General features: G+C 60.6%; 24 protein-coding genes. 17 read left to right on the top strand and 7 right to left on the bottom strand.

Annotated features, from left to right (window positions below):
- Nucleotides 1-94: 94 nt before the first annotated feature.
- Both prfH and AC1RCO_RS29425 read right to left on the bottom strand, forming a co-directional pair.
- Nucleotides 95-712: a peptide chain release factor H gene (gene prfH / locus AC1RCO_RS29430; protein ID WP_041120596.1), complete on the bottom strand. Its 618-nt coding sequence runs from the start codon at nucleotides 710-712 to the stop codon at nucleotides 95-97.
- Entirely contained in the window at nucleotides 712-1,845 is a 1,134-nt protein-coding gene (locus tag AC1RCO_RS29425) for an RNA ligase RtcB family protein (RefSeq protein WP_072444830.1), read from the bottom strand. The genes prfH and AC1RCO_RS29425 overlap by 1 nt, the downstream gene beginning before the upstream one ends.
- 274 nt (nucleotides 1,846-2,119) lie before the next feature.
- Here AC1RCO_RS29425 and AC1RCO_RS29420 point away from each other — a divergent pair, with 274 nt between their 5' ends.
- The 6 genes from AC1RCO_RS29420 (at nucleotide 2,120) to AC1RCO_RS29395 (ending at nucleotide 6,509) form a co-directional block, all read left to right on the top strand.
- On the top strand, nucleotides 2,120-2,440 hold the full coding sequence (locus AC1RCO_RS29420) for a helix-turn-helix domain-containing protein (RefSeq protein ID WP_011060395.1): 321 nt from the start codon (nucleotides 2,120-2,122) through the stop codon (nucleotides 2,438-2,440).
- Nucleotides 2,441-2,528: 88 nt separating this feature from the next.
- The gene (locus AC1RCO_RS29415; RefSeq protein WP_041117035.1) at nucleotides 2,529-2,879 is read left to right on the top strand and encodes a hypothetical protein; all 351 of its coding nucleotides are present in this window, start codon (nucleotides 2,529-2,531) and stop codon (nucleotides 2,877-2,879) included.
- A 343-nt stretch (nucleotides 2,880-3,222) separates the two neighbouring features.
- Nucleotides 3,223-3,852 (top strand): lytic polysaccharide monooxygenase auxiliary activity family 9 protein, encoded by a 630-nt coding sequence (locus tag AC1RCO_RS29410; protein ID WP_011060397.1) that lies wholly within the window; start codon nucleotides 3,223-3,225, stop codon nucleotides 3,850-3,852.
- 45 nt (nucleotides 3,853-3,897) lie between these two features.
- On the top strand, nucleotides 3,898-5,364 hold the full coding sequence (locus tag AC1RCO_RS29405; protein WP_015634913.1) for a glycosyl hydrolase family 18 protein: 1,467 nt from the start codon (nucleotides 3,898-3,900) through the stop codon (nucleotides 5,362-5,364).
- 163 nt (nucleotides 5,365-5,527) lie between these two features.
- Nucleotides 5,528-5,989 (top strand): DUF2214 family protein, encoded by a 462-nt coding sequence (locus AC1RCO_RS29400; protein ID WP_041752738.1) that lies wholly within the window; start codon nucleotides 5,528-5,530, stop codon nucleotides 5,987-5,989.
- A 79-nt stretch (nucleotides 5,990-6,068) separates the two neighbouring features.
- A complete protein-coding gene (locus tag AC1RCO_RS29395; RefSeq protein WP_053157365.1) occupies nucleotides 6,069-6,509 on the top strand; it encodes a VOC family protein in 441 nt (146 codons plus the stop codon).
- 238 nt (nucleotides 6,510-6,747) lie between these two features.
- On the opposite strand, the gene csrA is transcribed toward AC1RCO_RS29395, so the two are convergent.
- Nucleotides 6,748-6,942: a carbon storage regulator CsrA gene (csrA, locus tag AC1RCO_RS29390; protein ID WP_007920550.1), complete on the bottom strand. Its 195-nt coding sequence runs from the start codon at nucleotides 6,940-6,942 to the stop codon at nucleotides 6,748-6,750.
- 265 nt (nucleotides 6,943-7,207) lie between these two features.
- Between csrA and AC1RCO_RS29385 the strand changes: the two genes are divergently transcribed.
- A complete protein-coding gene (locus AC1RCO_RS29385) occupies nucleotides 7,208-7,558 on the top strand; it encodes a hypothetical protein (RefSeq protein ID WP_011060401.1) in 351 nt (116 codons plus the stop codon).
- 51 nt (nucleotides 7,559-7,609) lie between these two features.
- Here AC1RCO_RS29385 and AC1RCO_RS29380 read toward each other — a convergent pair whose 3' ends face one another.
- The 3 genes from AC1RCO_RS29380 to AC1RCO_RS29370 all read right to left on the bottom strand — a co-directional run bounded on the left by AC1RCO_RS29380 (nucleotide 7,610) and on the right by AC1RCO_RS29370 (nucleotide 9,850).
- Entirely contained in the window at nucleotides 7,610-8,299 is a 690-nt protein-coding gene (locus tag AC1RCO_RS29380; RefSeq protein WP_053157368.1) for an endonuclease, read from the bottom strand.
- A gap of 4 nt (nucleotides 8,300-8,303) precedes the next feature.
- Nucleotides 8,304-8,573, bottom strand: coding sequence for a DUF1654 domain-containing protein (locus tag AC1RCO_RS29375; protein ID WP_015634917.1), 270 nt, complete (start codon nucleotides 8,571-8,573; stop codon nucleotides 8,304-8,306).
- Nucleotides 8,574-8,761: 188 nt separating this feature from the next.
- Nucleotides 8,762-9,850: an asparaginase gene (locus AC1RCO_RS29370; RefSeq protein ID WP_011060404.1), complete on the bottom strand. Its 1,089-nt coding sequence runs from the start codon at nucleotides 9,848-9,850 to the stop codon at nucleotides 8,762-8,764.
- A gap of 338 nt (nucleotides 9,851-10,188) precedes the next feature.
- On the opposite strand from AC1RCO_RS29370, the gene AC1RCO_RS29365 reads away from it, so the two are divergent.
- From AC1RCO_RS29365 to AC1RCO_RS29330, 8 genes are all read left to right on the top strand, one after another.
- A complete protein-coding gene (locus AC1RCO_RS29365) occupies nucleotides 10,189-10,638 on the top strand; it encodes a hypothetical protein (protein ID WP_445496294.1) in 450 nt (149 codons plus the stop codon).
- Between the two features lie 272 nt (nucleotides 10,639-10,910).
- On the top strand, nucleotides 10,911-11,867 hold the full coding sequence (locus tag AC1RCO_RS29360) for a sugar ABC transporter substrate-binding protein (RefSeq protein ID WP_011060406.1): 957 nt from the start codon (nucleotides 10,911-10,913) through the stop codon (nucleotides 11,865-11,867).
- Between the two features lie 57 nt (nucleotides 11,868-11,924).
- On the top strand, nucleotides 11,925-13,478 hold the full coding sequence (locus AC1RCO_RS29355; protein ID WP_015634919.1) for a sugar ABC transporter ATP-binding protein: 1,554 nt from the start codon (nucleotides 11,925-11,927) through the stop codon (nucleotides 13,476-13,478).
- Nucleotides 13,475-14,449, top strand: coding sequence for an ABC transporter permease (locus tag AC1RCO_RS29350; RefSeq protein ID WP_011060408.1), 975 nt, complete (start codon nucleotides 13,475-13,477; stop codon nucleotides 14,447-14,449). The genes AC1RCO_RS29355 and AC1RCO_RS29350 overlap by 4 nt, the downstream gene beginning before the upstream one ends.
- A 3-nt stretch (nucleotides 14,450-14,452) precedes the next feature.
- Nucleotides 14,453-15,475 (top strand): LacI family DNA-binding transcriptional regulator, encoded by a 1,023-nt coding sequence (locus tag AC1RCO_RS29345; RefSeq protein WP_011060409.1) that lies wholly within the window; start codon nucleotides 14,453-14,455, stop codon nucleotides 15,473-15,475.
- A gap of 24 nt (nucleotides 15,476-15,499) precedes the next feature.
- Nucleotides 15,500-16,417: a ribokinase gene (gene rbsK / locus AC1RCO_RS29340; RefSeq protein WP_053157380.1), complete on the top strand. Its 918-nt coding sequence runs from the start codon at nucleotides 15,500-15,502 to the stop codon at nucleotides 16,415-16,417.
- Complete coding sequence (rbsD, locus tag AC1RCO_RS29335; protein ID WP_445496287.1) at nucleotides 16,414-16,818, top strand: D-ribose pyranase; 405 nt, start codon at nucleotides 16,414-16,416, stop codon at nucleotides 16,816-16,818. Before rbsK ends, rbsD begins: the two co-directional genes overlap by 4 nt.
- A gap of 41 nt (nucleotides 16,819-16,859) precedes the next feature.
- A complete protein-coding gene (locus AC1RCO_RS29330) occupies nucleotides 16,860-17,888 on the top strand; it encodes a nucleoside hydrolase (RefSeq protein WP_011060412.1) in 1,029 nt (342 codons plus the stop codon).
- 33 nt (nucleotides 17,889-17,921) lie between these two features.
- Here the strand turns inward: AC1RCO_RS29330 and AC1RCO_RS29325 are convergent, their stop codons facing one another.
- Complete coding sequence (locus AC1RCO_RS29325) at nucleotides 17,922-18,134, bottom strand: hypothetical protein (RefSeq protein WP_011060413.1); 213 nt, start codon at nucleotides 18,132-18,134, stop codon at nucleotides 17,922-17,924.
- A gap of 165 nt (nucleotides 18,135-18,299) precedes the next feature.
- Here AC1RCO_RS29325 and AC1RCO_RS29320 point away from each other — a divergent pair, with 165 nt between their 5' ends.
- Together AC1RCO_RS29320 and AC1RCO_RS29315 are read left to right on the top strand one after the other, a co-directional pair.
- Nucleotides 18,300-18,605, top strand: a complete 306-nt coding sequence (locus AC1RCO_RS29320) for a hypothetical protein (RefSeq protein ID WP_011060414.1) — start codon at nucleotides 18,300-18,302, stop codon at nucleotides 18,603-18,605.
- A gap of 161 nt (nucleotides 18,606-18,766) precedes the next feature.
- Nucleotides 18,767-19,078 carry an I78 family peptidase inhibitor gene (locus AC1RCO_RS29315; protein WP_015634923.1) on the top strand — a complete coding sequence of 104 codons (312 nt, stop codon included), beginning with the start codon at nucleotides 18,767-18,769 and terminating at the stop codon, nucleotides 19,076-19,078.
- The last annotated feature ends 57 nt before the right edge of the window (nucleotides 19,079-19,135 follow it).

Genomic DNA, 19,135 nt, shown 5'->3' with positions numbered 1-19,135 from the left:
TCACCGGTTCAAGATCTTTTACGTATTGCCCTCTGTAGCCACCAACCTGGTTCGGGGAGCCGTCGTGACGATCGGCTTCCCGAACCAGGGCGGGTCAGTCCAGAGGGGTGAAGGCGCTACCACTGAAGGTGCGCACGGCATTGCCCCGTTCAACCCGGTGATGGGCGTCACGACGCTGCAAGCGCAGTTCCTGTACGGATTGCTCTTGCCGATCGGCAAGCCGTTGCTGGATCAGTAGACGAGCCAGGCGCTTGTTATCGTGCTGGCTGCGTTCGGACTGCACCTTGACGCTGATGCCGGTCGCTACATGGGTGGCACGTACCGCGGAGTCGGTCTTGTTCACATGCTGCCCGCCAGGGCCGGAAGCGCGCATGGCCTCGAAGCGGATCTCGCCGCCTTCGGCTTCTTCAGGGGCGCTGAATGGCTGGCCGGCGAAATACCAGTTCTTGCGTCGATGTGCGGGCCGCAGAGGGCTTTTGCAGATCCACAGCAGGGTGCCTGTCCAGCGTCGGGCCAGGTTTGCGGCGTGCTCGCCATCCAGGCTGACCAGCACCGAGCGATGGGCGTCGCGAGCCTGGCTGGCAACCTGCTCGATGATGCCGAGGCGCACGTTCTGCGCTTCGGCTTCGTGATGCAGGCGGCGTAATGCGTGGGTTACTGCCAATTCGCATTCGGCAGGCCCTTGGGCGGAGGACAGCTGTAGCAACATCATCAGCAGCACCCCCGGCGTTTGTAGGTCAGTACCGGTTTGAGTCGGGCGATGATCTTCACCAGGCCGGCGTCGCGCAGGCTGCCCACCACGCTGTCGATGCTCTTGTAGGCTTCGGGAGCCTCTTCGTACATCAGGCCGCGGTCCTCGCAGATCACTCGGCTGCCCAGCTGGGTGCGCTTGAGTTGATCGAAGCTGAAGCGCGTTGCCAGCCGGCCCTTGCAGTCGCTGCGCAGCCACTTGCGCCCGGCGCCGTGCGCCAGGGAGTAGAGGCTGAACGATTGGGGGAGCGGTTGCACCAGGTAGCTGTAGTCGCCACGAGAGCCGGGAATCACCACCGGACCCTGGTCCGATGGCGTGGCGCCCTTGCGATGCAGCCAGCCCGATACGCCGTCGACCTGCGCCGCAGACACCAGGTTGTGATTGATATCCAGCAGCGGCTGGCCCTTGGCCCGCAGATTGTGCAGCAGGCGCTCGGCGATCAGCCGTCGATTGGCCTCGGCAAAGCGCAAGGCCTGGTCGTGCTGCTCCAGGTACTGGGCGCCGGCGGTGCTGGTCATCAACAGGCCGTTGTGGCCGTGTTGGTCGACGTGGCTGCGCAAAATGGCCTCTCCCAGCCCTCGGGAGCCGCTGTGCACCAGCAGCAGCAAGGCTTTCGGGTCCAGTGCCAGTGCTTGCAGGGTGTCGGCGTCATGGACCTGATCGAGTTGTTGCAGTTCGGCGAAGTGGTTGCCGCCGCCGATGGTACCCAGGGAGTGCTCATGACCGCTGACGGGCAATGCCAGTTGCGCGCGTTGTTCATCCCACTGCTCATCCAGGGGCAGGTCGATATTGCCGATTTTCTTTTCCAGCTTGTCGAGGTTGAGGCGAGTGCTGGAGAGGTCGGTTTGCCACAGCGCCATGCCGCAGCCGATGTCGTTGCCCACCAGCGCCGGGTAGGCCACTTCGGTGGAAAAAAATGCTGCGCCCACCGGATAGCCCCGGCCTGGATGCAGGTCGGGCATGCCGACGACCTGGCGCATGCCGGGCAGTTGTGCGGTGGTGTGCAGTTGCTGGAGCGCTTTGTCTTCGATCCAGGTGGTGTCGGAGGCGATCAGAGAGACGCCGTTCGACAAATGACGGATGCAAGTGTCCATGTCCAATTCCTGATTGGAAAAAAATATTCAGGTAGTGGCAGGACGAAGCGGGGGTTAAGCGAAGGCGCTAGCGGGTAGCGGTTGCAGCGTTTAAACCAGGCACGTCCTGCAAGGGGTGATCAGCTGTTGCATGGTGGATCTCCTTGGCAAAAGTGTGGAAAGGGCGCGCAGGTTAATCTTTTGCCCGGGGGCTGGCAATGGTGTGGGCAAACAAAGTGCACCTTCTGCGGCCGATACGGTCGTAAAACCATCACCTTGTTGAATGAGGATGGTTATGCAGACCTTTGGTGAGCGCTTGAAAGAACAGCGCAAGGCGTTGGGGCTCTCCCAGCAGGAATTCGGTGCCATTGGCGGTGTTGAAGCCAACGCCCAGGGCCGTTACGAGAGCGGTGAGCGGGTGCCCAAATCGGATTACCTGATGGCCATCGGGCGCCACGGCGTTGACCTGCTTTATGTGTTGACCGGCGAGCGCTCGCGCTTGTCCGAGGGCAGCCTGAGCCTGGATGAAAGCACCATTATTCAGAACTACCGCCACCTCGGAGATGAGGACCAGGAGGCGATCGCCCAGCTGGCGTCCTCCCTGGCGGAGTGCTGAGTGGGCGCGGGGGAGTTTTTCTGCTGTTCGCGCGCCTTTTTAACGCGGCCTGAGCGATACTCTCGCGTTTTCAGGAGGAGGAGGCAGCATGCGGGTTTTGATGGCGGTAATGGTGGCGGCGCTATTGGCTGGTTGTGCGAGCTCTACCATGGATGAAGCTCGGGCCCGAACGCCCAACAAAACCCTGGCCTCGGCCAAGGCTGATCAACTGGTAGCGCAATGTGTGCAGTTCGCCTGGCAGGACGAGTCGGTCTTTGGTGTCGATGCCGCTGCCTATCTGCAACCGGGCAAGGCAGGGGGGTACACCGTGTATACCCGTTCCGCCGAGACTTTTGTCGATATCAAGGCCGAGGCAGCGACGACCACCGTCCACTTTTATGCGGTTGCAGACAGCTATGTCTCGAAGCGTCGCCTGGCGGCGCTAGCGACCTGTCTGTAACGCAGAGGATAGTCACTGGCGTTGGTATTTGACGCTATCAGGTACAAACCCGGCATCGGCCGGGTTTTGTCATTTCTGGGGAAGGGTTTCCAGCTGGTCAGGCCAGCTGTTATTGGCGATCTGTGGAAACACCCAATAAGCCTGTAGCAAAGCGTGTAATACATTGCCTCTTCAAACTGTCAGTTGAAATAAGGAAGTCCAGGGATTAAGGGGGCTGGGGCGGACTTTTGTAAATTGTCCTGAATGGTTAGTTTTTGTGGTGATGAAAAAAGCAGGGAAAAGTGCGCTAAGTTGAGGGTGCTCAATAAGGAGCAGTAGTTAATTAATCAATGGAGTGAAAGATATGAATAAGCCACAGGCTCAACTAAAACATGGTCGCGTTGTTTCTCCGTCCAGCCGCGGTGCGGTAGCGGTAGAACTGGGGCTGCTGGGAACCTGGCAGGTCAACGAGATGGAAGGCGGGAAAAACTTTCCGGCCCTCGCCGCCGGTCCTTTCCCAAAGCCTTACGACAGCGATGTGGCCAGTGTCGCGCCACCCGCCGACGGTCATATTCTCAGTGGCGGCAAGGTTGATGATCGCGATTGCATCAACTTCACCAACGAGGAAATGTCGAAAAAGATCAACCGGCCCTTCACTTGGCCGCTGGTGAACGTGAACCCGGGCCAGGTGTTCCAGGTGCAGTGGGAATACACCGCCCCTCACGTTACCCGGGGCTACAACTGGTTCATCACCAAGGACGGCTGGGACCCGAAACAGCGCATCAGTCGCGCCCAGCTGGAACCCCAGGCTTTTTATCAGGACTTCTACACCGAAGTGCCATTCGACAAGTTCGGTTCGGTATTGAAAGCCAAGACTCATCATGAAGTTGTGCTGCCCAAAAATAAAAAGGGCCACCATGTTGTAGTACTGGTGTGGATTGTTGCCAATACCGGCAATGGCTTTTATCAGGCTTTCGATCTGGACTTTAAATAAGTTTCAGGTAGTTAATATTTTCTGACAGTTCTGAAGGATTAGAACGTGGATAAGATCGATTTTGCATTAATCAAGAGTCAGGCCGCAGATGCTGCTTCCCTGATGCCGAGCATTGCCGGCAAGAAGGTGCTCATGGGCTTCTGGCACAACTGGGCTGCCGGTCACAGCGACGGCTACCAGCAGGGGCAATTCGCCAACCTGGATCTGGTGGACGTGCCCAAGGAATACAACGTGGTTGCAGTGGCCTTCATGAAGGGCAACGGTATTCCCACCTTCAAGCCCTACAACCTTTCGGACGCCGAGTTCCGGCGCCAGGTGGGCGTGCTCAACAGCCAGGGCCGGGCGGTATTGATCTCCCTGGGCGGCGCCGATGCCCATATCGAATTGCACAAGGGCAACGAACAGCCCCTGGCCAACGAAATCATCCGTCTGGTGGAAACCTACGGCTTCGATGGCCTGGATATCGACCTGGAGCAGAGCGCCATCGACTTTGCCGACAACAAGAGTGTGCTGCCTGCCGCCTTGAAGCTGGTGAAGGATCATTACGCCGGCCAGGGCAAGCACTTCATCATCAGCATGGCGCCTGAGTTTCCCTACCTGACCAGCAATGGCAAGTACGTGGCCTACCTGCAGGCCCTGGAAGGCTATTACGACTTTGTCGCGCCGCAGTTCTATAACCAGGGAGGCGACGGGCTCTGGGTGCAGGAGGCCAATGGCGGGCAGGGCGCCTGGATCGCCCAGAACAATGACGCGATGAAAGAGGATTTCCTCTACTACCTGAGCGAAAGCCTGGCCTCCGGTACCCGTGGTTTCACTCGCATTGCCGCGGACAAGCTGGTGATAGGCCTGCCAAGCAACGTCGATGCCGCGGCCACCGGCTATGTGATCGACCCGTCGGCGGTGAGCAATGCGTTCAAGCGCTTGCAGGGCGCCGGTCACGCCATCAAGGGGTTGATGACCTGGTCGGTGAACTGGGATGCCGGCATCAGTCGGCAGGGTGTGCCCTACAACTGGGAGTTTCGTCATCGCTATGCGCCGCTGATCCATGGCGATGGCGGTGAGCCGGAGCGCCCAGGTGCTCCTGGAAACCTGATGGTACTGGGCACCAGTCGCAGCAGCGTCAACCTGAGCTGGGGTGTTTCCGGTAGTGTGCGGCCGGTGGAGTTCTACACCTTGTACCGCGACGGCAATGCGGTCGCTCGCACCCCCTCTCCGGGCTTCGAGGATCAGGGGCTGAGTGCGGACACCCAATACAGCTATTTTGTGACCGCTACCGACACTCAGGGCCAGGAGTCGCTCCCCAGCCGCAGTGTGAGTGCCAGGACCGCAGGCGGTGCGGTCGATCCGAGCTTTCCCGAGTGGCGCACCAGCCAGCACTACCTCAGGGAGGATGGAGTGACTTACGAAGGCAATCGTTACCTGTGCCTTCAGGAGCACACCTCCAACCCGGGCTGGACGCCATCCGTAGCGTTCACCCTGTGGAGCAAGGTGCTGCAGGAGCGTCATGGCTGAGTTGTGACGGCCATTGATGAAGTTGAGTGGCCAGGCGGTTCTTGCGGAAGTTGTCGATCCGTGCGAGCCGCCTTTTTCGTTTCCGCTGGCCGGCAACAGCCCGGGTTATGAGCTATTACTGAGCTGCCCGGATGTGTCGATCAATCAAGCGGAGATGAGCTCGATGTTGCAGCAATGGTTGCTGGCGGCTGTGCATTTGCTGGCGTTTGCCAGTGCCTTTGCCGGGGTACTGGCGCGTGCTTCGGCATTGCGTCGCCTGAGCGGCGGCGCTGCGGCGCCCGGGCAGGTGTTGCGGGCCGACAATGTCTGGGGGCTGATGGCCGCGGTGTTGTTGATCACCGGGTTGTTGCGGGCTTTTGGCGGTTATGGCAAGGGTACGGAGTATTACCTGCACCAGCCGCTGTTCCATCTGAAGATGACGCTGTTCGTGATCATCCTGTTGCTGGAGGTCCTGCCGATGCTGACCTTGATCCGCTGGCGCATGGCCCTGGGGCGAGGGGTGGCGCCACAGATCGGGCGGGCGCTGCTGTTCGCCCGTATCAGCGATGTGCAGGCCCTGCTCATGGTGTTGATGGTCATCGCCGCCAGCGGCATGGCGCGTGGGGTGACCTGGGCTCAGTTGTAATCATTGGTAAGCGGAGCTGCACTGCATGGCTGCTTGAGAGTAGGCTCGCGGCTCTATCAATGAGCAATGGAAGCCTTCGATGTTTCAAATGAATGACCTGGTGCCGGAGATGCTGGTCACCGACCTGCAGCGCAGTCTGGCCTTCTACTGCGATCTTCTGGGTTTCAAGGTGGAGTATCAGCGGCCGGAACACTTCTTTGCTTTCCTCTCCCTCAATGGTGCCCAACTGATGCTGGAGCAGGATGACCAGCAGGAGTCGGAGTGGCGCGTGGGGCCCTTGCAGGCTCCATTTGGCCGCGGCATGAACCTGTCCATCGAGTGCCCGGATATTCGCCAGTTGGCAGCCGCCCTGGCTCGGGCGGGCATTGCCTTGCGTCGAGAGATTCAGGAGTGCTGGTACCGTCACGACGAATTGCTGCACGGCGAGTTGAACCTGCTGGTACTCGACCCGGATGGTTACCTGCTGCGCTTTACCCAGGACCTGGGCTTCAAGCCTGTGGAGCCTGCAGCGGGCGCCTGACCGCCGCACCGGTGCGCCGCCTGCAATGCAGCGGCGGCGTGTGTCGGGAATCAACGGTCGGGCTCGCTATCGCGAAAGGGCGATAATCAGTGGTTGACGACAGTCTGATGGGCGGGAATCTGCTGTGGCTGCAACCGGGCGAGGGTGTGCGGGCCGTCTGCGGGGAAAAGCTCAAGGCAAACAAGACAGGCGCTGCGCCAGCCGTTGTGCGCGGGCAAAAGGCTGGTGCTCATGCTGTTCAGGGGGTTTCGCGTTTGTCCGGAGCGGTCAGGCCTGCCTGAATGCGTTGATAGATTTCTTCACGGTGTACCGCGACGTCTTTTGGCGCGTTGATACCAATGCGCACTTGCTGGCCGCTGACGCCGAGAATGGTGATCGTAATGTCGTCACCGATGTTTATGCTTTCACCGACTTTGCGGGTGAGTATCAGCATGATCTTCTCCTTGATAGCTTTGTAGGGCACCAGATTCAAACAGTGCAGAGGTCGGTCTTAGGTATAGATTAGTGCGAAGTTCCACTGAGTGGGTGCCTCTTTCTGACGCGCAGAAGATCTATTAATTCCCAAGGCGCAACTATACATAGGCAATAAATATCATTCTTCCTGTTTCGGTCCGATTTTGTGACGAGGTCTCTCGGGTCATGAGTGCTAAAATCGCCATCTCAGACTTTCTAGGGGTTAGGTTGTGCGCACAGTAGCGATGATGATGGCGGTATTGGCGTTGGCCGGTTGTGGGGAAGGCAAGCGGGTCGAAGCGAACAAGAGCACGGCGGTGGCAGTACAGACCCAGCCGGCCTCGACCGAGCCGCAATGGGATGTGCTGGTGGGCAGCCCGCTCCCCCTGGCGGTGAGTGACCTGACCGGCTGGCTGATCGAGCACGGGGTGATTTCCAATGTGGTGACCGTGGACGGCAAGCGTCTGGTCGTGGTCGGTCCGTTTGCTTCCCAGGCCGAGGCCGAGGCGAAGAAGAATGAAGTGACCGAAAAGCTGGTCAAGGCCAAGAAGCGTGACATCGAAGTCACGGTCATCGAGCATCAAGCCGCGCAGTAAGCCCGTTTCCATAGGCTCAATGATCGCCCGCCACCCGCGGGCGATCTGCGTTCAGCCACAAGCCTTGAGGTTGACTGCGCCGACGAATTCATTGCCGCGCCCCATCACGCAAGCCACGCTCTGATTGCGCTGGCGCTCCCAGGCCTGTACTGGATAGGTCCTGTTCCAGGCTTCGAAGAGCTGCCGATCCTGTTTGGAAAGGCGCAGGCCGTACTGCTTGCTCATGTAGAAGTAGGTGCGGGCAATCATCCCGCGAATCGAAGGGCGAGGCATGACCTTCTTGGCCTTGAAGTCGACCTGGGTCAGGCACGAACCGTACTGGCCCGATTGTTCCGGCAGCCAGCCGAAGCTGAAATTGCTGCGATCACCATTCACTTCGCCAATGCTCGGTACCAGATTGTGCAGGTCGGCCTCGGCGCGCTGATAGACCGAATCGGTGCGTGTGCAGTTCTTGCGACCGCCTTGTTGCCAGCACTGGCGCTGATGGCCGATCTGCCAGGCCGGCACTATATGCTCCCATTCAATGCGTTCGGCGCGTTTGGCGTTCTTGCGCGGAACATAGCCGCAGGCCGCCAGGTTCACCCGGTTGCCGTTGTATTTGCAGCCGCAATAGAACTCGGTGGATTGGGGGGCGTAGAGCTTCCAGGCGACTTTCTTGGCTTCGCTGAAGGTGCGGGGTGCATCGGCTTGGGCGGAACAGGCGAGAAACAGCAACAGCAGGGCAAAACAACGGACACTCATCGACTCAATCTTCCTTCGGCACGACCCAGAAAATCTGCACACCGCCATCGTCGCGGTAGGCGAGGGTGACGTTGTCGTTTTCGGCGATCTCCTCCAGCAGGCGTTCCCACTCATCCTGTGGCTCATCGGCGAGGCGGAAGATCAGCGCTGCCTTGGCCTTTTGTGCGGTGGGAGAGTTGATGATTTTCTGGATGCGCACACCCAGGCGTTCGTAGGAGCTGAGGGGCGTTTGGGTCGTGGCCACGGAACATTCCTTATTAAGCTGTACGTGCATACAGTATTTAACTGTAGGGCATTTCGCAACTGCTTAAAATTCAAGAAGTTCCTCTGACAACGCTTTATGCATTTGTCTCACGAGGAGAGCAGATTTTTTTGCATGGGGGAAAGAGGGGGGAACCACCCGCCCGGGCGGGCGAGTGGTTGCAAGCATGCTCGACCGGGGCCGGTCGAGCAGAGGGGCTGTCAGTATTCCCAGAACATGCGTTGCAGTTCCTTGCTGTCCTGGGTCTTGGTCAGGGCGACCATGGCCAGGATGCGGGCTTTCTGCGGGTTCAGGTCATGAGCCACGACCCAGTCGTACTTGTCGTCAGGCTGTTCGGCGTTGCGCAGTACGAAGCCGCCGGCATTGACGTGGGAAGAACGAATGATCTGTACGCCATTCTTGCGCAGTTCCTGCAGGGCAGGGACCACACGGGAAGACACCGAGCCGTTGCCGGTACCGGCGTGGATGATGGCTTTGGCGCCACCTTGGGCCAGGGCCTTGTAGGCGGTGTCGCTGACGTTACCGTAGCCGTAGGCGATTTCTACGTCAGGCAGGCTCTTGATGTTCTTGATGTCGAATTCCGAATCCATGGTGTGGCGCTTGGCTGGCAGGCGGAACCAGTAGGATTTGCCTTCCACCACCATGCCCAGCGGGCCCCATGGGCTCTTGAAGGCTTCGGTCTTGATGTTGATCATCTTGCTGACATCGCGGCCGGACTGGATTTCGTCGTTCATGGTCACCAGTACGCCTTTGCCGCGGGCGTTCTTGCTGCCGGCCACAGCCACAGCGTTGTACAGGTTGAGCATGCCGTCAGCCGACATTGCGGTACCCGGGCGCATGGAGCCGACTACAACGATTGGCTTGTCGGTCTTTTCCACCAGGTTGAGGAAGTAGGCGGTTTCTTCCAGGGTATCGGTACCGTGGGTGATGACGATGCCATCGACGTCCTTGCTGTCGGCCAGTTCGGCAACGCGGCGGCCCAGTTGCAGCAGGTTTTCGTTGGTGATGCTTTCCGAGGCGATCTGCATGACTTGCTCGCCACGCACGTTGGCCAGTTGGCTCAATTCGGGGATGCCGGCGATCAATTGTTCGATGCCGACCTTGGCCGCCTGGTAGGTGGCACTGTTGGCCGCGCTGGCGCCGGCGCCGGCGATGGTGCCGCCGGTGGCGAGAACCACGACGTTGGACAGTTTCTGTTGGGTTTCAGCTTCTTTGGCTTGCAGGGCTGCAGGTAGAAGCAGGAGGAGGGCCAAAGCGCCCGGGGCGAAGGATTTGAAGGCAGATTTCATTATTTTCTCTCTAGTAGTGAGACGGTGCTGATGCAGGTTCATCTAGAAACACCCCGGCGGCAGATCTGTATGCGCCGGGGCAGCGAGGGTGGAGCAGGATCTGTACCAGCGCTACCTTGGCTGGATGACTATTTTAAGTTACTGATTTATATCAATTTTATTTCTGTTTTTATGCGTAAGAAATCATGTGGCGTCCGGGTTTCCGAACGTTTTCAAGGTGGCGCGTTCGGCAATCCGAAAATGCTCGTCACAAGTCCCGGGATGACTTCTCGCTCATCCATTAAAGATTGTTCTGCAGCGGTCGATGATCCTTCTAGGATTTTTCACCAGGAGTTCCCATGTCACTGTCAGTAGGATTTCCAGGGGCAGGAGCCATTCTGATCAATGGCAAGTCGCCCGCGACCATCGATGCGTTGAGTAATGCCGCCGCCGAACAGGCGTCTACGGCGTTGGGTACCGACGAGTCGGGCACTTTGCGGGTCGGCTCCAGCAAGCAGGCCGAACAGTCTGAAAGCGAAAGCCAAAGCGAAGACAAGCACGGCATCGTGGTAAAGATGCTGCTCAAGCGCATGCAGGAGCTGCAGCAGCAACTTCGCGAGCTGCAACAGCAACTGGCTGCCGCCCAGGCCGCCAACTACCCAACCCCTGAGGCCAAGCAGACGGCAGTGATGGCCATTCAAGGGCAAGTCGCCGATACCAACGGCGCGCTGGCGGAAGTCTCTGGCAACCTGGTCCGGGAGTTGGCCAAGGAGTCGTCTTCCGGTGGCCTGGTGAACACCACTGCCTGAATCATCAGCCTGTCCGGGAGCATTTTTCGGGCAGGTTTTTCTCCTCGTGGCCGGCTGCGGATGGCTACCCACTCTCTCTGATCGCACTTTGAACAGCGTTGACAAACGCTGGCGAGGTTCGCATAGTTCGTTTTACGCAAACGTTTGCGCGGCCTTCGGACAAGGATAATCGTCTATCTTTGCAAGGTTCGCCGTCGGCCAGTGGGGCTGCCTACCTGGCGGTTCCGTTTGACGAACGTTGCTCACAATAATCATAAGATCGGAGTGAACCCATGAAGCTGCCCTTTGCTGGACGTCTCCTCGCTGTCGCCGTTCTCGCCGCTGCATCCGCGGCCCTTCCTTTCTCCTCGGCTCAAGCCGATACCCCGCAGAAACCCAAGGTCGCCCTGGTCATGAAATCCTTGGCCAACGAGTTCTTCCTGACGATGGAAGATGGTGCCAAGGCCTATCAGAAAGAGCATTCCGCCGATTTCGACCTGGTGTCCAACGGCATCAAGGATGAAACCGATACCGCCAACCAGATCCGCATCGTCGAGCAGATGATCGTCTCCAAGGTCAACGCCCTGGTGATTGCCCCGGCTGACTCCAAGGCCATGGTTCCGGTGATCAAGAAGGCCGTGGACGCCGGGATCACGGTGATCAACATCGACAACCAGCTCGACCCCGGCGTGCTGAAGAGCAAGAACATCAGCGTGCCTTTCGTTGGCCCGGACAACCGCAAGGGCGCGCGTCTGGTGGGTGAGTACCTGGCCAAGCAACTCAAGGCCGGTGACGAAGTGGGAATCATCGAAGGGGTTTCCACCACCACCAACGCACAGCAGCGCACCGCCGGCTTCAAGGATGCAATGGAAGCCGCGCAGATCAAGGTGGTGTCGCTGCAGTCGGGCGACTGGGAAATCGACGCCGGCAATCGTGTGGCCTCGGCCATGCTCAGCGAATACCCGAACCTCAAGGCATTGCTGGCCGGTAACGACAGCATGGCGGTAGGCGCGGTTTCGGCAGTCCGGGCTGCCGGCAAGGCAGGCAAGGTGCAGGTCGTGGGCTACGACAACATCAACGCCATCAAGCCGATGCTCAAGGATGGCCGGGTCCTGGCCACTGCCGATCAGTTCGCTGCCAAGCAGGCGGTGTTCGGTATCGAGACCGCGCTGAAGATCCTCAAGGGCGAGAAAGTCGACAGCGGCACCAATGGCGTGATCGAAACTCCGGTTGAACTGGTCACTCAGTAGTCATTGCGGCGGTACAACGGCGCTCGCCCGGTTGGGCGGGCGCATGGAGAGTTTCCTATGTCAGTTTCTGCTGCCAACGCTGTCCTATCGGTCAGCGGTATCGGCAAGACTTATGCGCAACCGGTGTTGACCGGCATCGACTTGACGCTGTTGCGCGGTGAAGTGCTGGCGCTCACCGGCGAGAACGGTGCCGGCAAGAGCACCCTGTCGAAGATCATCGGTGGCCTGGTCAGCCCCACCACAGGGCACATGCAGTTCAATGGCCAGGATTATCGTCCGGGCAGTCGCGCCCAGGCCGAGGATCTGGGCATTCGCATGGTGATGCAGGAGCTCAACCTGCTGCCGACCCTGTCGGTGGCCGAGAACCTGTTCCTCGACAACCTGCCCAGCAGTGGTGGCTGGATCAGCCGCCGGCAATTGCGCAAAGCGGCGATCGAGGCCATGGCCCAGGTCGGTCTGGATGCCATCGACCCCGACACCCTGGTGGGCGAGCTGGGCATCGGCCACCAGCAGATGGTGGAGATCGCCCGTAACCTGATCGGCGACTGCCATGTGCTGATTCTCGATGAGCCCACCGCCATGCTCACGTCCCGCGAGGTAGAAATGCTCTTCGAGCAGATCACCCGCCTGCAGGCCCGCGGCGTGTCGATCATCTATATCTCCCATCGCCTGGAAGAGCTGGCCCGGGTTGCCCAGCGCATCGCGGTATTGCGTGACGGCTGCCTGGTCTGTGTCGAGCCGATGGCCAACTACAACAGCGAGCAACTGGTGAACCTGATGGTGGGTCGCGAGCTGGGCGAGCACATCGACCTGGGCGAGCGCCGGATCGGCGCGCCGGCCTTGACGGTGAGCAACCTCAGCCGCTCGGACAAAGTCCGTGATGTGTCCTTCGAGGTCCGCAGTGGCGAGATCTTCGGGATTTCCGGGTTGATCGGGGCAGGGCGCACCGAGCTGCTGCGCCTGATCTTCGGTGCCGATGTCGCCGACAGCGGCACCATCGCCCTGGGCACCCCGGCGCGCCCGGTGAGCATCCGCTCGCCAGTGGATGCGGTGGCCAACGGCATCGCCCTGATTACCGAGGACCGCAAGGGTGAGGGGCTGCTGTTGACCCAGTCCATCAGCGCCAATATCGCCCTGGGCAACATGCCGGCGATTTCCAGCAGTGGCCTGGTCAATGGCCAGGACGAGGAGCATCTGGCGCGGCGCCAGATCGACGCCATGCGTATCCGCAGCTCCAGCCCGGCGCAACTGGTCAGCGAGCTGTCCGGTGGCAACCAGCAGAAGGTGGTGATCGGCCGCTGGCTGGAGCGCGACTGTTCGGTGCTGCTGTTCGATGAGCCGACCCGTGGCATCGATGTCGGCGCCAAGTTCGATATCTACGGCCTGTTGGGGGAGTTGACCCGGCAGGGCAAGGCCCTTGTGGTGGTGTCCAGCGACCTGCGCGAGCTGATGCTGATCTGCGATCGCATCGGCGTGCTCTCGGCCGGGCGGCTGATCGATACCTTCGAGCGCGACAGCTGGACCCAGGATGAACTGCTTGCCGCGGCATTTGCCGGCTATCAAAAACGAGATGCGCTGATCGATGAAGCGGCGCCTAGGAATGCATCATGAAAACTGCAGCAAGCGGCAAGCGAGGCGGCCACTACTACGGCCTCGGCACTTACCTGGGGTTGGCGGGGGCGCTGCTGGGGATGATCGTGCTGTTCTCCCTACTCAGCAGTCATTTTCTGTCCTATGACACCTTCAGTACCCTGGCCAACCAGATTCCCGACCTGATGGTGCTGGCGGTGGGCATGACCTTCGTCCTGATCATCGGTGGCATCGACCTGTCCGTGGGCTCGGTGCTGGCCCTGGCGGCGTCGACCGTCAGCGTGGCGATTCTCGGCTGGGGCTGGAGCGTGGTGCCCGCGGCGTTGCTGGGCATGGCTTGCGCGGCGCTGGCGGGAACGGTGACCGGTTCGATCACCGTGGCTTGGCGCATTCCTTCGTTCATCGTGTCCCTGGGTGTACTGGAAATGGCCCGCGGCGTGGCCTACCAGATGACGGGCTCACGCACCGCCTACATCGGTGACGCCTTCGCCTGGTTGTCGAATCCGATTGCCTTCGGCATTTCGCCGTCGTTTATCATTGCCCTGCTGATTATTTTCCTGGCCCAGGCGGTGCTGACTCGCACCGTGTTCGGTCGCTACCTGATCGGCATCGGTACCAACGAAGAGGCAGTGCGTCTGGCGGGGATCAACCCCAAACCCTACAAGATCCTGGTCTTCAGCCTGATGGGGTTGCTGGCAGGTATCGCTGCACTGTTTCAGATTTCTCGCCTGGAAGCGGCAGACCCGAACGCGGGCTCCGGTCTGGAGTTGCAAGTCATCGCTGCGGTGGTGATCGGCGGCACCAGCCTGATGGGCGGGCGCGGTTCGGTGATCAGTACCTTCTTTGGCGTCTTGATTATTTCCGTGCTGGCTGCGGGCCTGGCGCAAATCGGCGCATCCGAACCGACCAAGCGCATCATCACTGGTGCGGTCATCGTGATTGCCGTGGTGCTGGACACTTATCGCAGCCAGCGCGCCAATCGGCGGGTTTGATTCATGGCAACAATCAAGGATGTGGCGGCGCTGGCGGGGATTTCCTACACCACGGTGTCCCATGTGCTGAACAAGACGCGGCCAGTCAGTGAGGAAGTTCGGGTCAAGGTCGAGGCCGCTATCGCGCGCCTGGACTATGTGCCCAGCGCGGTGGCGCGTTCGCTGAAGGCCAAGACCACGGCTACCATCGGCTTGCTGGTACCCAACAGCCTCAACCCGTACTTCGCCGAGTTGGCTCGGGGGATCGAGGATTATTGCGAACGCAACGGCTACTGCGTGATCCTCTGCAACTCCGACGACAACCCGCAGAAGCAGCGCAACTACCTGCGGGTATTACTGGAAAAACGTATCGACGGGTTGATTGTCACCTCGGCCGGTGGCGACAGCGGCCTGGCCCAGGGGCTGGCCGGCGTGCGCACGCCGATGGTGATTGTCGACCGTGGGCTGGAAGGGGTGAACGCCGACCTGGTGCGTATCGACCACCAGCACGGTGCCTACCTGGCCACCCGACACCTGCTGGAGCTGGGGCATCGGGACATTGCCTGCATCGGCGGCCCGGGCAATACCAGTGTGGCGCAGATGCGCCTGGCGGGATTCCAGCAGGCGCTGCGTGAGGCCGGTGTCGAGGCGCCTGCCGAGCGCATCCTGGAAAGTGATTTCAGTAGCACTGGTGGTTATCGCGCAGCCGCGCAGTTGCTCGATGGCGGACAGCCGCCGAGCGCGATTTTCGCTGGCAACGACATGATGGGCATCGGGGTGCTGCGCGCGGCAGCGGAGCGCAATATCCGCGTGCCCAGCGAGCTTTCGGTGATCGGCTTCGACGACATCCTCATGAGCCGCTACGTCTACCCGGCGCTGACCACGGTCGGCCAGTCGATCCTGCAACTGGGGGAAACCGCGGCAGAGTTGCTGCTGCGGCGGATCGCCTGCCGGGAGCTGCCGGTCGACCAGCGCATCGTTACGCCGAATATCGTCTTGCGGGAGTCGACGGCGCCGCTGGGTGGCGCTTTCGCCGAATACCGCTGAACCCAACTGATTGAGTACCGATGTATGTCAGCAAAAGTAGTGGTAGTGGGTAGCCTCAACATGGACCTGGTGACTCGGGCCGAGCGCCTGCCCCGAGGGGGCGAGACGCTGATTGGCAAATCCTTCGCCACGGTATCCGGTGGCAAGGGCGCCAATCAGGCGGTGGCTGCGGCCAGGCTGGGAGCGCAGGTGTCGATGGTCGGCTGTGTCGGCGACGATGCCTATGGCGAGCAACTGCGAGGTGCCTTGCTGGCCGAGCAGATCGATTGCCAGGCGGTGAGTGTGGTCGAAGGCTCCAGTGGGGTGGCGCTGATCGTGGTGGATGACAGTAGCCAGAATGCGATTGTCATCGTCGCCGGCGGCAATGGCCAGCTCACTCCCGAGAAGGTCGCCGGGTTCGATGGGGTGCTGCAGGATGGGCAAGTCATCATCTGCCAGCTTGAAGTGCCGCTGGCGACTGTGGGCTACACCCTCAAGCGCGGGCGCGAACTGGGCAAGACGGTGATCCTCAATCCGGCGCCGGCCAGTGGCCCGCTGCCGGCGCAGTGGTATGGCGCGATCGACTACCTGATTCCCAACGAGAGCGAGGCTTCGGCCTTGAGCGGGGTAGCGGTGGACTCCCTGGAGAGCGCTGAAGTGGCTGCCGGTCGCTTGATCGCTGCGGGTGCTGGCAAGGTGATCATCACCCTCGGTGCACAAGGCTCGCTGTTTGCCGATGGCCAGCGTTTCGAGCACTTCCCGGCGCCCAGGGTCAAGGCAATCGATACCACGGCGGCCGGGGACACCTTTGTCGGCGGATTTGCCGCGGCCCTGGCTGCCGGCAAGAGCGAAGCCGAGGCCATCCGCTTTGGCCAGGTGGCTGCGGCGCTGTCGGTGACGCGCGCCGGTGCGCAACCTTCCATTCCCACGCTGTCCGACGTTCAGGCGTTTATCCCTTCATGAAAAAGACACCTTTGCTCAACATTGCACTGTCACGCTTGATCGCGTCCCTGGGCCACGGCGATATCGTGGTGATCGGCGATGCCGGCCTGCCGGTGCCCCCGGGCGTGGAGTTGATCGACCTGGCGCTGACCCACGGCGTTCCCGACTTTCTCACTACCTTGAAGATGTTGCTCAGCGAGATGCAGGTGGAGCGTCATGTGCTGGCCGAAGAAATTCTGCTCAAGCAGCCCCCGCCGCTGGCGGCGCTTGAAGGCATGACCGCCGGTGGTGAGCTGGGGCAGCGGCAGCTCATGAACCACGAGGATTTCAAGGTGCTCAGCCGCCAGGCCCGTGCGGTGATCCGCACCGGGGAGTGCCAGCCGTATTGCAATATCGCCCTGATTGCCGGGGTGACCTTCTAGGCCGCTGTCGGGCCTTTTCCATCTTGCACAAGGAGTGCGCCATGCGCCGCTATGCTCAGTTGTTTCACCACTGGTTCCGGAGTCTGCTGCTTTTGTCTCTGCTCACTGCTACCGGCGCTCAGGCGGCGGAAAAAATCGATCTGATCATCGACACCGATCCGGGGGCCGACGATGTGGTAGCCCTGCTGTTCGCCCTGGCTTCCCCCGAGGAGCTGCAGATCCGCGCCCTGACCACGGTGGCGGGCAACGTGCGGTTGGACAAGACCTCGCGCAATGCGCGTCTGGCCCGTGAGTGGGCGGGGCGCGAGGAGGTGCCGGTATACGCCGGAGCGCCCAAGCCGCTGCTGCGTACCCCCATCTATGCCGAGAATATCCATGGCAAGGAAGGCATTTCCGGGGTGACGGTGCACGAGCCCAAGGCGCCTCTGGCAAAGGGCAATGCGATCAACTACCTGATCGATACGCTGCGGGCGGCCAAGCCCCACAGCATCACCATCGCCATGCTCGGCCCGCAGACCAACCTGGCGCTGGCGCTGATCCAGGCACCGGACATCACCCAGGGCATCAAGGAAGTGGTGGTCATGGGCGGTGCGCACTTCAACGGTGGCAACATTACGCCGGTGGCCGAGTTCAACCTGTTCGCCGACCCCCAGGCGGCCGAAGTGGTGCTCAAGAGCGGCGTCAAACTGACCTATCTGCCGCTGGACGTGACCCACAAGGTGCTGACCAGCGATGCGCGGCTGCAGAAGATCGCGGCGTTAAACAACAACGCCAGCAAGGTGGTGGGGGACATTCTCAACGAGTACGTCAAGGGCGACATGGAGCACTACGGTATTCCCGGCGGCCCGGTGCATGACGCTACAGTGATTGCCTACCTGCTCAAGCCCGAGCTGTTCACCGGCCGTCAAGCCAATATGGTCATCGACAGCCGCGAGGGGCCGACCTTCGGCCAGACCATCGTCGATTGGTACGACGGCCTGAAGCAGGAAAAGAACGTGTTCTGGGTTGAGAACGGCGATGCCCAGGGCTTCTTCGACTTGCTCACCGAGCGCCTGGCGCGTCTCAAGTAAACCTTGCCCCCGCAGGTACCTGCCTGCGGGGTTCTATTCCCGTTCCGGGTCCTGTACGCCCAGGTGGTCGGCCGGGTATTTCTCGAAGACTTGTTCAATGAAGGCTCGGGCGGACTGGGTGCCCAGTTCCTTGACCAGCAGGTCTATGCCAATGATCGCCAGCTCCTCCGGGCTCCCCGGGCTGTAGGAGCATTGGCCCTGGGGCCATTTGGCTTTGATGTCGGCGTCGATACTCACGGTGGCCATGAAAGTCTCACGAATTCGGATAAGGCGGGTGCCAGGGCAGGGCTCTGGGCGGGTATTTGCTGCGTTGCAGAGTTAACCATGTTGCCGGGCGTTTGGCACTCCGACTTAGGCATCAGGCGAGTGCTGTGCGACACTGCGGCTTTTCCTGTGCTCAAGGAAGCCTCCGTGCAAATCGATTTGAACCAGCCTGATGCCCTGACCCTGGAGGCGGTGCGTCAGCTGCTGGCGTCTGCCAGCGACAACGTGCATACCCAGTTGCGCGTGAGCAAAACCGGAATTGCCTATATCTCTTCGGGGGTGGTGGGCGGTGCCGAGATAGAAGGTTTGCTGTTTCGCCTGGAAACCTGGGCGGCCGGCTCCGGGTATGTCGGCAAGGTGGCTGCCGCCGACGAGGTCTGGGTGATGCAGATCTTCAATGCGCTCAAACAGAACTGGCCCAAGCCGGCGTTCGACTACATCGACATCTATTGAGCGTCGTTCATATCCGGTGACGATTGTCCCGTGAAAGAGTGGCACCGGCTGAGGCAGACTTGCCCGCTGTTCACCTGATACGGCAAATGGCCATTTGTTTTGAAACCAAAAGCCAAATCGGCTGTCGCACGATCTCTGCTTAATTTTGAAAAGGAGGCTTCATGCCTTGGAAGCTCGCTTCATTCGGAACCTTGTTGGCCGCTGTCGTCCTTGGTGGGTGCAGCACTGGCGGGGCGACAAAGGAGCCTGTGGCCGCTGAGTCCGGGCACACTCGTTGTGAAGCATCAGCCGCCGAATTCGCCGTCGGCAAGAAGGCTTCTCCCGAGTTGCTCGAGCAGGCCCGTACACGCGCAGGCGCGCAGTACGCACGGTTCCTCAAGCCCAACGACATGATCACCCTGGAGTACCGCTCGGATCGCCTGAACCTGAACACTGATGCCGGCCTGGTGGTGACCCGGGTCAACTGTGGTTGAGGGCTGAGGCCTTTGGATCACGCATAAAAAACCCCGTCACATGGACGGGGTTTTTTT

This window comes from Pseudomonas sp. GW823-FHT03E05 (assembly GCF_058796855.1).
The sequence above is the reverse complement of the archived record's forward strand: the minus strand, read 5'-3'. Positions and strand labels throughout refer to the sequence as shown.